Raw genomic sequence first — 12,133 nt, 5'->3', positions numbered from 1 at the left:
CGGCCGAGCGTCCGCCGGGAGCCCCCGGGAGCCTGGACAGGGCGTCCCTGCCGCGTCAGGGTGGCGGCATGGCCCTCTCCCCGATCCCGGTGTCCGCCGTCCCACGCCGCGGCCCGTCCCGCCCGGTCCCGCTGCTCACGGTGGTGGGGCTCGTGCTGGCCCTGCTGGTCCCGGTGCTGCCTCTCGACCCGGCCGCCGCGGCCGCCCGCCCCACCCTGACGGCCCCGACCGCGGTCGACGCGCGCACCAAGGTGCGCCTGCGAGGCACCGCACCCGCGCGCACCGGCGTCGTCGTGCAGGTGCGGGTCGGGAAGCGGTGGGCGCCGCTGGGTGAGGCGACCGCGTCGGCGAAGGGCCGCTGGAGCACGACCGTGCTCTTCCGCACCGCCGGCACCGCCACCGTGCGCGCACTCGTCGGGAAGCGCGCCAGCAGGGTGCGCACCATCGACGTCTACGACTGGATCGACCTGGCGCCCCAACCCTTCGTGAGCGAGGCGGCGGGCCGCGACGTCCCTCTCCAGATCGGGGGGCGCAGCTACCCCCACTCGATCCAGGCGGTGGACCCCGGCACCTACTGGCCCGCCGCCTGGCGTCTCGACGGAGCGTGCACCGACCTGCGCGCCACCGTCGGGTTCCTCGATCCGGAGCGGTCGACCTCCGATCAGGACGAGACCATCCAGACGCGGGCGATCGGGCAGCGCGCCGACGACACGAACGGTCCGCTCATCGGTCCGGTCGACTCCACCTGGGACGCACCCGGACGGTTGCGGTTGAGCGGTCTGCGCTCCTTCGACCGGATCCTGGTGGTGCTCGGGATCACCGACCCCGGCGACAACGACAACCTCTCCGGAGCCCTCGGCACGCCCCAGGCGCGCTGCCGTGTGCCCGCCCTGCCGCCGTTGCAGGTCAGCGACTTCCCTTCGGCATGAACCCGCACCTGACCCACCACCCCCCCCGACCGGAGGTCCACCCATGACCCGCTCCGCCACCCGCACCCGCCTCGGCGTCCTCGCCGCGGCGACCCTCGCCCTCAGCCTGCTCTCCCCGCTGTCCGCCGTCCGTGGCGACGCCGTCGTCGCCGTGGAGGCCCGGGCCGCGAAGCCCACCCTCACCGCGCCGGCCCAGGTCGATGCCGGCACGCGCGTCACGCTGAAGGGCACGGCTCCCGCCGGGGCCAAGGTCGTGGTGCAGCGGCGGCAGGGGTCGCGCTGGGTCGCGCTGGGCGCGGCGACGGCGTCGAAGGGCGGGGCGTGGTCGGTCCAGGTGCGGTACCCGACGGCGGGCACCGTGAAGACGCGCGCCCTGGCTGCCGGTAAGCCGAGCGTCGTGCGCAGCGTCGACGTCTACGCCTGGCTCGATCTCGCGGCCCAGCCGTCGGTGATGAGCACGGCCGCGCGCGACCTCACGGTCAGCATCGGCACCCGCGCGTTCCCGCACTCGATCCTCGCCATCGAGCCCGACACCGACAACTTCACCGCGTTCTGGCGCACCGACCGCGCCTGCACCGACCTGCGCTACACCCTCGGCTTCGACGCCGCGGAGAAGTCCCGCGCCGACCTCGACGAGACCGTCACGTCCCAGGCCTACGGCATCCGACCCGACGACTCCCAGGCCACCGCCACGATGGCGATGTTCGCCGAGTGGACCCGCCCCCAGCCGTTCGCGCTCAGCGGCCTCGGAACCTCCGACCGGATCCTGGTGCTGGTCGGGGCGAACGACGTCGACAAGGACGGCCTCTCCGGCGTCGTCGGCACCCCGCAGCTGCGGTGCCGGATCGCCCGGCTGCCCGCGATGCGGCTCAGCGACATCCCGCCGCTGTGAGTCGGGGGTCGGACGGGCGTCGCGGCCTTGTCACGATCTTGTTGAATCCCGCACGATCATGGACAGCGGCTGCCCGGGTCGCGAGGGTGTCCGCATGAACCTGCTCCCCCAGCGGCGCCGTGCCGGTCTGCCCGTGCTCGCCCTCCTGCTCACCGCCCTGGCGGCTCCCGCCGCCACGTCCCCGGCCGGCGCGGTGTCCTCCGCCGTGGTCGACCGTGCCGCGAAGCCGACGCTGACCGCCCCGGCCGAGGTCGACGCCGGGGAGAAGGTGCGGCTCAAGGGCACGGCTCCGGCGGGGTCCACGGTGCTCGTGCAGCGCCGGCAGGGCTCCCGCTGGGCGGCGCTCGGCAGGACGACGGCCTCGAAGGCCGGCCGCTGGTCGACGACCGTGCGGTTCCCTGGCGCGGGCACCGTCACGACGCGGGCGGTCGCCGCCGGCACGCCGAGCAAGGTGCGCCGCGTCGTCGTCTACGCCTGGCTCGACCTGGCGAGCCAGCCGGCGATCATGACGACCAGCAACCGCGACCTGCCGCTCGTGCTGGGAGGGCGGACCTACCCGCACTCGGTGATCTCGCTGGACTCGAGCTCGCTCACCGCGGTCTGGCGGATCGACCGCCGGTGCACCGACCTGCGGTACTCCTTCGGGTTCGAGGACGCCGACCGGGCCAAGGGTGACCCGACCGACCGGATGCTGACCCTCGCCTCCGGCTACGCGCCCGACGACAGCGTCGCCGCGACCTCGGGGGAGCGCAGCACCGATCTCGACACCACCGCCCGCGTGGCGCTGGCCGGGCTGCGGACCTCCGATCGCCTCGCGATCCTGTACGGCACCGACGACAGCGACGACGACGGCCTCGCGACCCTCATGGCCAGCCCGCAGGTGCGGTGCTCGGTCGCCGCGCTCGGCCCGATCGCCACGGCCGACCTCCCGCCGTTCGGCGGCTGACGACGGTGTCTCCGCTGCTGCGCCGGGTGGTCACCCGGATCCTGGTCGCCGTCGTCACCCTCGCACCCGCCGTCGTGATGTCGACGCAGTCGCCGACGATGGTCCTCGAGTCGACGGCGGGCGCCGGGGCGCGCGCGGCTGCGCCCACCCTCACCGCACCGGCCACGGCCGACGCCGGTGCGAAGGTGCGGCTGCGGGGGCGTGCGCCGGCGCGCAGCACGGTCGCGCTGCAGCGGCAGCAGGCCGGTCGCTGGGTGGCGCTGGGGAAGGCGAGAGCCTCGACGAAGGGCGCGTGGTCCACCCGGGTGCGCTTCCCGGCCGCCGGCCCGACGAAGGTGCGGGCCGTGGTCGCCGGGAGGGCCAGCAAGGTGCGCACGGTGGTGGTCTACGCCTGGCTCGACCTCGCCCGGCAGCCGAAGCTGATCAGTGCGGCGTTCGAGGACCTCCCGCTGAGCATCGGTGGGGAAGTGTTGCCCCACTCGATCCAGGGCTTCAACGTCAACCCCGACGGTGATCTGCTCTACCTCGTGTGGCGCACCGACCGGCACTGCACCGACCTCCGGCTGCGCGTCGGGTTCCTCGACGACGAGCGGTCGCAAGCCGATCTGAACGAGACGATCCAGGGGTACGCGGCCGGCTTCGACGCGGCTGACGACGCCGTCGCCGGCACCCCGGTGCTCGTGGCCACCTGGACCGACCCGGTCGACGTCGCGCTCGGCGGCCTCGCGACCGCCGACCGGATCGGGTTGGTCTGGTCGGTCAGCGACACCGACGCCGCCACCGACCGACTCTCCGAGGGCATCGGCCGGCCCCAGGCGCGCTGCGACGTCGCCTCGCTGCCCTCGATCCGCGCCGACGACGTGCCGCCACTGGGGGTGTGAACCAGGCCTGGGCGGGAGCGGGTCCGGGTGCGGCGCCCGGTAGCGTCACGCCCGTGACCTGGCCCGGCCGCTACACCGACACCGGACTCTTCGTGTGCTTCGAGGGAGGCGAGGGGTCGGGCAAGTCCACCCAGTCCCGGGCCCTGCACGCCCACCTCACCGGTCTGGGCCACACCGTGGAGCTCACCCGTGAGCCGGGAGGGACCGCGGTGGGGCAGGAGATCCGCCGGATCGTGTTGAGCCCCGAGACCGGGGTGCTCGCCGACCGCACCGAGGCCCTGCTCTACGCCGCCGACAAGGCCGAGCACGTGCACCAGGTGGTGCTGCCGGCGATGGCGCGCGGGGAGGTCGTGATCACCGACCGCTACGTGGACTCCACGCTGGCCTACCAGGGGGCCGGGCGCGCCCTGGCGCCCGCGGAGGTCGAGCACGTGGCGCGGTGGGCCACCGGCGACCTGCGCCCCCACCTCACCGTCCTGCTCGACCTGCCGCCCGAGGCCGGGCTGGGGCGCTTCGACGGCCGCGACCGCATCGAGGGCGAGCCGCTGGCCTTCCACGAGCGCGTGCGCTCCTCCTTCCTGGCCCTGGCCGCCGCCGATCCCGAGCACTACCTCGTGCTCGACGCCCGCGACGACGTCGAGGTGCTGGCGGCGCGCATCCGCGACGCCGTCGCGCCGCTGCTGGTGGCCCAGGCTGTCGGCACCCCGGCGTAGGTTGGCGGACATGTCGGGCACGTCGGACACCCTGGACGCCGCCCCCGCCGTCGGGGTGTGGGCCGAGCTGGTCGGCCAGCGCGCCGCGGTGCACACCCTGCGCACCGCCGCGACCGGTCACGGCATGACCCACGCCTGGCTCGTCACCGGCCCGCCGGGCTCGGGACGGTCCAACGCCGCCATCGCCTTCGCCGCCGCACTGCAGTGCGAGCAGGCCGGGTGTGGCGAGTGCCAGGCGTGCCGCACGGTGCTCGCCGGCACCCACCCCGACCTCAAGGTCGTGCGCACCGCGGTGCTCTCCATCGGGGTGCAGGGCATGCGCGACCTCGTGCTGAGCGCCAGTCTGGCGCCGGTGGGGCGACGCTGGCAGATCATCGTCGTCGAGGACGCCGACCGCCTCACCGACCAGGCCGCCAACGCGCTGCTCAAGGCCATCGAGGAGCCCGCACCCCGCACGGTGTGGATGCTGTGCGCACCCACCTCGGAGGACGTGCTGCCCACCATCCGCTCCCGCTGCCGGCACGTCAACCTCACCACCCCCGCGGCCGACGACGTCGCGGCCTTCCTGGTGCGCAAGGACGCCGTCGACCCCGCGCTGGCGGCCCACGCCGCCCGCGCGAGCCAGGGCCACATCGGCCGGGCCCGGGCCCTAGCGCGCGACCCCGAGACCCGCACCCGCCGCCACCGGGTGGTCTCGATGCCGGCGCGGCTCACCTCCCTCGGGGCGTGCCTGCAGGCCGCCACCGACCTCGTCTCGGTCGCCCAGGAGGAGGCCGCCGGCATCACCGTCGCCCTCGACGCCCGGGAGCGCGAGGACCTCGACGCCGCCTACGGCGTGGTCGAGCGGGGTCGTCGCCCGCGCGAGTACGCCCCGGCGCTCGCGGCGCTGGAGCGCACCCAGAAGCAGCGTGCCAAGCGGCAGGTGCTCGACGTCGTCGACCGGGGCCTGATGGACCTCACCTCGGTCTACCGCGACGCCGTCGGGCTCGGCCTGGGCGCCACCACCGCGCTGGTGAACGAGGACCTGCGCGAGCAGATCGCCTGGCTGGCCGAGGTGTCCACCCCCGAGGAGCACCTGCGCCGGATCGGGGCGATCTTCACCGCCCGCGAGCAGATGCTGGAGTTCAACGTGCCGCCCGCCTTGGCGTGTGAGTCGATGATGGTGGCACTGCAGATCGCGCCGAGCCCCGGCGCGGGGAGGGGAGCCCGATGACGTACCTGCCGCCGCCGCCACCGCCCGTGCCCCCGGGCGCCGGGGGGCCCGAGCGGAGCCCCCGGCCGCGCTGGGTCGTGCCCGTCGTGGTGGTGCTGCTGCTGGCGCTGGGCGTCGGCGGCGGGGCCTCGGCCGCGCTCCTGGTCGGCGACGACGACCCGGCCCCGGCCGGTGCGTCGGGCCCGGACGCCGGTCCGACCGGCCCCGGCAGCGACGGGTCCGACCCCGCCGAGGGCACCGATCCCGCGGAGCCGGCGCCGGGCGCCGGCGTCGTCCCGGCCGGGCTCGAGGTCTTCTACACCCAGCAGCTGGACTGGCAGCCGTGCCCGTCGGGCGACGGCAACGACTGCGCCGTCCTCACGGTGCCGGTGGACTACGACGAACCCGGGGGCGAGACCGTCGGGATCGCGCTCGAGCGCGCCCGCGCCACCGATCCCGCCCAGCGGGTCGGCTCGCTGATCGTCAACCCCGGCGGGCCGGGTGCCGGCGGCACCTCGATGGCCGAGGACGCGGAGTTCTACTTCACCGAGGCCCTGCGCGCGCGCATGGACATCATCGGCTTCGACCCCCGCGGCACCGGCGACTCCGATCCCGTCGACTGCATCTCCGACGAGCAGCTCGACCAGTTCGTGGCCGCCGACCCCACGCCCGACGACGCCGCCGCGGCCCAGCAGCTGGCCACGGGCCAGGAGGACTTCTTCGCCGGCTGCGTGGCCAACTCCGACGCCGTCGTCGGCCACGTCTCCACCGTCGAGGTCGCCCGCGACATGGACGTGCTGCGCTCGGTGCTGGGGGAGGAGAAGATGCTCTACCTCGGTTTCAGCTACGGCACCACGCTCGGCTCCACCTACGCCGAGCTGTTCCCCGCCAACGTCGGCCGGGTGGTGCTCGACGGCGCCACCGACCCCACGCTCGGCCCGATCGAGAACTCCCTGAGCCAGGCGGCCGGCTTCCAGACCGCGCTGGAGTCCTACGTCGGCGCCTGCGTCGACGCCGGCGACTGCTTCCTCGGCGACACCGTGGAGGAGGGCCTCACGACCATCGAGGACCTCATCGCCCGCATCGACGACGAGCCGCTGCCCACCAGCAGCGGCCGCGAGCTCACCATCGGCAACGCCTTCTACGGCATCGTCACCCCGCTCTACGCCCAGGAGAACTGGCCCTTCCTCGACCAGGCGCTGCAGGAGGCGCTGGACGGCCAGGGCGACACCCTGTTGTTCCTCTCCGACACCTACGGCTCGCGCGACCCCGCCGGGGGCTACACCGACAACTCCATCGAGGCCAACCTCTCCATCAACTGCCTCGACGACCCCACCGCGTTCACGCCGGAGGAGGTCCCGGCCCGGCTGCCGGAGTTCGAGAAGGCCTCGCGCACCTTCGGCGAGGTCTTCGCCTGGGGGCTCATGGGCTGCCTCGGCCTGCAGGTCGAGTCGGAGTTCCCCGCGCCCACCATCCGCGCCGAGGGTGCGGCCCCGATCGTCGTCATCGGCACCACCCGCGACCCCGCCACGCCGTACCAGGAGGCGGTGGCGCTCGCGGAGCAGCTGGAGTCCGGGGTGCTGGTCTCCCGCGACGGCGACGGCCACACCGGCTACAACCAGGGCAACGCCTGCGTCGACGATGCGGTCGAGGGCTACCTCCTCGACGGCGTCGTCCCTGACGACGGCCTGGAGTGCTGAGGCGCCGCGCGCACCCGAGGGGCTGGCGTCCTGGGCGTGGTCTGTCGTCTCGCTGCGTCTCGTGACGGCGCTGGCGCGCCTCCTCGACGAACGGGGGGGTCTGCGGTCGTCGAGGAGCGAGCGCCAGCGAGCGTCACGAGGCGCCCGCAGCCGACGAGCAGCGAGCGCCAGCGAGTGTCACGAGACGCGTGCACCCGAGCGGGGCCCGTGCCCGGTGCCGGCGCGTGCGTCCCTGCGTCTCGTGACGGCGCTGGGGCGCCTCCTCGACGAACGTGGGGGTCTGCGGTCGTCGAGGAGCGAGCGCCAGCGAGCGTCACGAGGCGCCCGCAGCCGACGAGCAGCCTCAGGGGAGGCGGGAGAACCAGCGCAGCGAGAGGCCGGCGCCGAGGAGGCCGAGCAGCAGGGTCGCGGCGAGCACCTGCGGCGTGACGTCCTTCGGGACCGTCTCGAAGCCGATGTCGGACTGGATGTCCTCGTACACCTGGTCGAGCTGGTCGGCGGTCTCCGCGGCGTAGCCGGTGCCGCCGGTGGCGGCGGCGAGGGCGTCGAGGGAGGGTTGGTCGACCGGCACGGGCACGATCTCGCCCTGCACGACCACGGTCCCGGTGGGGGTGCCGTAGGCGATGGTCGAGACCGGCACCCCGGCCTCCTGGGCCGCCGAGGCCGCCTGTTCGATGCTGGAGCCGACGGTGTTGGTGCCGTCGCTGAGCAGCACGATCTGGGCGGGCACGGGCTCGCCCTGCTCGTCGGTGCGGTCGGTGGCGGCCGTGGCCTGGATCTGGGCGATCGAGGTGAGCACGCCGTCGCCGATGGCGGTGCCCTCGTCGAGCTGGAGCCGGTCGAGGGCCTCGATGGCGGCCTGGTGGTCGCGGGTGGGGGCGGCCAGCACCGAGGCCTGCCCGGCGAAGGCGACGATGCCGACGTTGAAGCCGTCGGGCAGGCCGTCCACGAACTGCTTGGCGGCCTCGCGGGCGGCGGTGAGCCGGTCGGGGGCGACGTCGGTGGCCTGCATCGACAGCGACACGTCCACCACGACCATCACGGTGGCCCGCTCGCGCGGCACCTGCTCGTCCACGGCGGGCCCGGCCGCGCCGAGCGCGAGTCCGGCGAAGGTGAGCAGCAGCAGGACGGCGGGCACATGACGGCGCCAGGCGGGGCGCTTGGGGAGCACCGACTCCAGCATCGGCAGGGCGGCGAATCGGACGGCGTAGGTGGTGCGGGTGCGCTGCTGCCAGAGGTAGGCCGCGGCCAGCCCGAGCACGGGCACCAGCAGCCACAGCCAGCCGGGGGAGGCCAGGCTCATGCGCCCACCCCCGCAGTGCCGGCGGCGGCCGGGGTGCGGCGGCGGGGCCCGGAGCCGAGCGCGCGGGCCAGGTCGCGCACCCAGTCGCGGTCGGTGCGCAGCACGACGTGCTCGGCGCGGGCGCCGCGCACGGCGGCGCGGGTGGCGTCGCGGTGGGCGGCGGCGGTGGCGGCGTAGGTCTCGCGCAGGCGCCGGTCGCGGGTGTCGACCTCCACGGTGCGGCCGCTCTCGGGGTCGAGCAGCGTCACGACGCCGACGTCGGGCAGCGCCAGCTCGCGCGGGTCGAGCACCTCCACCACCAGCACGTCGTGCACCGCGGCCAGCCGGCGCAGCGGCCGCTCCCAGGCGAAGGGCCGCGCCGTGCCGCCGTCGGCGTCGAGCAGGTCGGAGACCACGACGCGCAGTCCGGGGCGCGGGTAGCGGCGGGCCAGCGCCACGAGGGCGTCGGCCAGCGGCGGGGCGACGCCGTCGTCGGGCGAGTGGTGGTGCTGGCGCAGCGCGCGGTGGGCGGCGGCGCGGGCCGGCACGGGGGCGGCCCACCGCAGGCCGGTGGCGGTGACCTCGAGGGTGCCGACCCGGTTGCCCGGGCCCTGGGTGAGCAGCGCGACGGCGCCGACGACGCCGTCGGCGAGCCGGTTCTTGGGCAGGTTGACGGTGCCGAAGGCCATGCTCGGGCTGCGGTCGACCAGCACCCAGCTCTCGAGCTCGTGCTGGGCCTGGGTGCGCCACACGTGGGGTTCGCCGGCGGCGCGGGAGGTGGCGTTCCAGTCGATGCGGCGCACGTCGTCCTCGCCGGGGCGGTAGCGCACGATCTCCTCGGGGTCGCTGCCGGCGCCCAGCCCGAGGCCGCGGTGCTCGCCGTGCAGTCGGCCGGGCAGACGGCGTCGCAGGGCGAGCTCGAGGGCGGCGAACACCGCCTCGGGCGAGGTGGTGGGGTCGGCCAGCGGCGGCTGGCCGTCGTGCGTCGGGGGGACCGGGGTCATGCGGGTCAGACCTTCGGCGCCGGGGCGGCCGCCGGGGCGCCGGCTCCGCCCGCGCCCGAGGCCTCGCGGCTGGCCACCGCGGGCTGCGGAACGGCGGCGATCACCTGGCGCACGACGTCGCGGGGGTCCACGCCGTCGGCCACGGCGTCGAAGCTGAGCAGCAGCCGGTGGCTCATGACGTCGGGGGCCACCTCGGCGACGTCGCCGGGCAGCACGTAGGAGCGGCCCCGCAGCAGCGCGAGGGCGCGGGCGGCGGCCTGCATGCCGAGGCTGGCGCGGGGGCTGACGCCGAGCTCGATGACCCCGGCGAGGTGGCCCAGGCCGTAACGGTCCGGCGTGCGGGTGGCCATGGTGAGGTTCACCAGGTAGGAGGCCACGGCGTGGTGCACGTAGAGGCCCTCGGCGAGCCGCTGCAGACGCACGACGTCGTCGAGGCTCAGGACCTGTTCGGCGTGCGGGGCCGCCGCACCCATGCGGGCCAGGATCGTGAACTCCTCCTGCCCGGTGGGGTAGGGCACGTCGACCTTGAGCAGGAAGCGGTCGCGCTGGGCCTCCGGCAGCCGGTAGACGCCCTCGGACTCCACCGGGTTCTGGGTGGCGAGCACCAGGAACGGGTCCGGCAGCGGGTGGCTGACCCCGCCGAGGGAGATCTGCCGCTCGGCCATCGCCTCCAGCAGCGCGGACTGCACCTTGGCGGGCGCGCGGTTGATCTCGTCGGCGAGCACGAGGTGGGCGAAGATCGGGCCGCGCTCGACGTCGAAGCTCTCGGTGCTGGCCCGCCACACGCGGGTGCCGGTGATGTCGCCGGGCATGAGGTCGGGGGTGAACTGCAGCCGGGAGAACGTTCCGCCCACGACCTCGGCGAGGGTACGCACCGCCAGGGTCTTGGCCACGCCGGGCACGCCCTCGAGCAGCAGGTGGCCCCGCGCGAGCAGGCCGATGAGCATCCGCTCGACCATCGCGTCCTGGCCGACGACGACCTTCTTGACCTCGATCAGGGCACGCTCGAGCAGCGCGGCCGCCTCCGCGATCGCGGCCTCCTGTTCCTGCGACATGGACCTAGTTGACCAGACGAGTCCCAAGATCTGCTGAGGACGGCGTCGTGGGGTACGGGAGACGGCGACCTCAGCGGCGACGGCGGGCCGGGAGGGGTTCGGCGATCTGCTGGATCCGGGCGGTGGCGAGCTCGATCATCAGCCGGGCGGCGGGGGAGAGCACGGCGCCGGTGCGGTGCACGATGCCGAAGGTGTCGTACTGCGCGGGGCGCAGCGACACCCAGCCGGCGCCGGGGGCCAGGCGGGGGATCAGCTGCTCGGCCGCGCCCCGGGGGATCACGGTGTCGGCCAGGCCGAGGCCGACGAGCTCGACGGCGGTCTCGACGTCCTCGACCTCGATGCGGGTCTGCGGGTTGGCGCCGATCTCGTGCAGCATCTGGCGCAGCAGGATGCGGGTGGAGTCGTCAGCGCGCCAGGTGGTCTCGGGCATCACGAGGTCGGCCTTCGCCAGGCGGGCGGCGTTGACGGGGGTGCGCACGCGCTCGGGGTCGGCGCTGACGTAGACCAGCTCCTCCCGGGCCACCGGGGTGATGTCGATGCCCTCGCTGGCGACGCCGGAGACGGCGAGCATGGCCGCCTCCAGCCGGCCGCGGCGCAGGTCCTCGGCGACCTCGGTGGAGTTCTGGCCCACGAGCTCGACCCGCACCCCGGGATAGCGGGCCAGCACGTCGGCGATCAGGCCGGCGCCGGCGTAGAGCCGCGCGACGCCGAACATGCCGAAGCGGATCGTGCCGGTCTCGAAGGACCGCACCCGCCGCACGGCGTCCTGGGCCTCGGTGACCGAGGCGAGCACGCGTTCGGCGTAGGGGCGCAGGGTGTCGGCCACCGTGGTCGGCACGACGCCGCGGCCCACGCGCCGGAACAGCTGCACGTCCAGGCTCTTCTCCAGGGCGCGGATCTGCTCCGAGACGCTCGGCTGGGCGTACCCCAGCTCCTCGGCGGCGCGGGTGAGGGAGCCGTGCTCGTAGGTGGCGAGGAAGCAGGTGAGCTGGTGCAGCGACAGCATGTGACCCCCGTCTCTCTGAACTCAAGGCTGAACCTTGAGTTCGTGCTGGAAAGAGAGGCTACCCCTGTGGCTTGAGCCGATCCAGAATGGAGGGGACGGCAGCCCGACCGGGGCCGCCCCGCTCGATCCGAGGAGGTCGTCGATGTTCGCCCACCACTGCACCGCCTGCCAGCGCCGCATGCTCATCTTCCCCAGCCAGATCCACGCGCTCGCCAACACCGCGGCCGGCATCGAGCTGACCTTCACCTGCTGGTGCGGCGCCGAGCAGACCCAGGTCACCGGCCGCACCGCCGCCCCCGCCACCCGGGTCCTGGCCGAGTCCGCCGCCTGACGCGCTCCGGCGGGGGTCCGGGTTTCCACCGGCCCCCCGCCGTCCGGTATCGTCCGCCTTCGGCGCCGCGCGCGCCGCGCCGCCTTAGCTCAGTCGGTAGAGCGAATCACTCGTAATGATTAGGTCGTCGGTTCGATTCCGACAGGCGGCTCACCCGAACACCCGGTCTGACCACGCGAAACGCGCAGGTCAGGCCGGGTGT

At 74.7% G+C, this 12,133-nt stretch carries 12 protein-coding genes and 1 tRNA gene; 9 read left to right on the top strand and 4 right to left on the bottom strand.

The features are described 5' to 3' along the window. Nucleotides 1-68: 68 nt before the first annotated feature. From ACERUJ_RS03000 to ACERUJ_RS02970, 7 genes are all read left to right on the top strand, one after another. Nucleotides 69-929 (top strand): hypothetical protein, encoded by an 861-nt coding sequence (locus tag ACERUJ_RS03000; RefSeq protein WP_370246957.1) that lies wholly within the window; start codon nt 69-71, stop codon nt 927-929. 43 nt (nt 930-972) lie between these two features. Then, nucleotides 973-1,821, top strand: a complete 849-nt coding sequence (locus ACERUJ_RS02995; protein ID WP_370246956.1) for a hypothetical protein — start codon at nt 973-975, stop codon at nt 1,819-1,821. A 94-nt stretch (nt 1,822-1,915) separates the two neighbouring features. Next, nucleotides 1,916-2,767: a hypothetical protein gene (locus ACERUJ_RS02990; protein ID WP_370246955.1), complete on the top strand. Its 852-nt coding sequence runs from the start codon at nt 1,916-1,918 to the stop codon at nt 2,765-2,767. A 5-nt stretch (nt 2,768-2,772) separates the two neighbouring features. Next, nucleotides 2,773-3,648, top strand: coding sequence for a hypothetical protein (locus ACERUJ_RS02985; protein ID WP_370246954.1), 876 nt, complete (start codon nt 2,773-2,775; stop codon nt 3,646-3,648). Nucleotides 3,649-3,701: 53 nt separating this feature from the next. After that, nucleotides 3,702-4,361, top strand: coding sequence for a dTMP kinase (tmk, locus tag ACERUJ_RS02980; RefSeq protein ID WP_370246953.1), 660 nt, complete (start codon nt 3,702-3,704; stop codon nt 4,359-4,361). 10 nt (nt 4,362-4,371) lie between these two features. Beyond that, on the top strand, nt 4,372-5,574 hold the full coding sequence (locus ACERUJ_RS02975; RefSeq protein ID WP_370246952.1) for a DNA polymerase III subunit delta': 1,203 nt from the start codon (nt 4,372-4,374) through the stop codon (nt 5,572-5,574). Continuing rightward, nucleotides 5,571-7,253 carry an alpha/beta hydrolase gene (locus ACERUJ_RS02970; protein ID WP_370246951.1) on the top strand — a complete coding sequence of 561 codons (1,683 nt, stop codon included), beginning with the start codon at nt 5,571-5,573 and terminating at the stop codon, nt 7,251-7,253. Before ACERUJ_RS02975 ends, ACERUJ_RS02970 begins: the two co-directional genes overlap by 4 nt. A 343-nt stretch (nt 7,254-7,596) precedes the next feature. Here ACERUJ_RS02970 and ACERUJ_RS02965 read toward each other — a convergent pair whose 3' ends face one another. The 4 genes from ACERUJ_RS02965 to ACERUJ_RS02950 all read right to left on the bottom strand — a co-directional run bounded on the left by ACERUJ_RS02965 (nt 7,597) and on the right by ACERUJ_RS02950 (nt 11,600). Beyond that, nucleotides 7,597-8,556 carry a VWA domain-containing protein gene (locus ACERUJ_RS02965; protein WP_370246950.1) on the bottom strand — a complete coding sequence of 320 codons (960 nt, stop codon included), beginning with the start codon at nt 8,554-8,556 and terminating at the stop codon, nt 7,597-7,599. Beyond that, nucleotides 8,553-9,539, bottom strand: coding sequence for a DUF58 domain-containing protein (locus ACERUJ_RS02960; protein WP_370246949.1), 987 nt, complete (start codon nt 9,537-9,539; stop codon nt 8,553-8,555). The genes ACERUJ_RS02965 and ACERUJ_RS02960 overlap by 4 nt, the downstream gene beginning before the upstream one ends. A gap of 5 nt (nt 9,540-9,544) precedes the next feature. Continuing rightward, complete coding sequence (locus ACERUJ_RS02955; RefSeq protein WP_370246948.1) at nt 9,545-10,594, bottom strand: AAA family ATPase; 1,050 nt, start codon at nt 10,592-10,594, stop codon at nt 9,545-9,547. Between the two features lie 70 nt (nt 10,595-10,664). Then, a complete protein-coding gene (locus ACERUJ_RS02950) occupies nt 10,665-11,600 on the bottom strand; it encodes a LysR family transcriptional regulator (RefSeq protein WP_370246947.1) in 936 nt (311 codons plus the stop codon). A 142-nt stretch (nt 11,601-11,742) separates the two neighbouring features. On the opposite strand from ACERUJ_RS02950, the gene ACERUJ_RS02945 reads away from it, so the two are divergent. Continuing rightward, nucleotides 11,743-11,931 carry a hypothetical protein gene (locus tag ACERUJ_RS02945; RefSeq protein WP_370246946.1) on the top strand — a complete coding sequence of 63 codons (189 nt, stop codon included), beginning with the start codon at nt 11,743-11,745 and terminating at the stop codon, nt 11,929-11,931. A gap of 78 nt (nt 11,932-12,009) precedes the next feature. After that, nucleotides 12,010-12,082: transfer RNA gene (locus ACERUJ_RS02940), tRNA-Thr, on the top strand. The last annotated feature ends 51 nt before the right edge of the window (nt 12,083-12,133 follow it).

It is taken from the genome of Nocardioides sp., from assembly GCF_964228225.1.
Classification (GTDB): Bacteria; Actinomycetota; Actinomycetes; order Propionibacteriales; family Nocardioidaceae; genus Nocardioides.
The sequence above is the reverse complement of the archived record's forward strand: the minus strand, read 5'-3'. Positions and strand labels throughout refer to the sequence as shown.

Bases quoted from the DNA above. Each gene is read 5' to 3' on its own strand.
- ACERUJ_RS03000 (WP_370246957.1), top strand. From the start codon at position 69: ATGGCCCTCTCCCCGATCCCGGTGTCCGCCGTCCCACGCCGCGGCCCG.
- ACERUJ_RS02995 (WP_370246956.1), top strand. From the start codon at position 973: ATGACCCGCTCCGCCACCCGCACCCGCCTCGGCGTCCTCGCCGCGGCG.
- ACERUJ_RS02990 (WP_370246955.1), top strand. From the start codon at position 1,916: ATGAACCTGCTCCCCCAGCGGCGCCGTGCCGGTCTGCCCGTGCTCGCC.
- ACERUJ_RS02975 (WP_370246952.1), top strand. From the start codon at position 4,372: ATGTCGGGCACGTCGGACACCCTGGACGCCGCCCCCGCCGTCGGGGTG.
- ACERUJ_RS02970 (WP_370246951.1), top strand. From the start codon at position 5,571: ATGACGTACCTGCCGCCGCCGCCACCGCCCGTGCCCCCGGGCGCCGGG.
- ACERUJ_RS02965 (WP_370246950.1), bottom strand. From the start codon at position 8,556: ATGAGCCTGGCCTCCCCCGGCTGGCTGTGGCTGCTGGTGCCCGTGCTC.
- ACERUJ_RS02960 (WP_370246949.1), bottom strand. From the start codon at position 9,539: ATGACCCCGGTCCCCCCGACGCACGACGGCCAGCCGCCGCTGGCCGAC.
- ACERUJ_RS02955 (WP_370246948.1), bottom strand. From the start codon at position 10,594: ATGTCGCAGGAACAGGAGGCCGCGATCGCGGAGGCGGCCGCGCTGCTC.
- ACERUJ_RS02950 (WP_370246947.1), bottom strand. From the start codon at position 11,600: ATGCTGTCGCTGCACCAGCTCACCTGCTTCCTCGCCACCTACGAGCAC.
- ACERUJ_RS02945 (WP_370246946.1), top strand. From the start codon at position 11,743: ATGTTCGCCCACCACTGCACCGCCTGCCAGCGCCGCATGCTCATCTTC.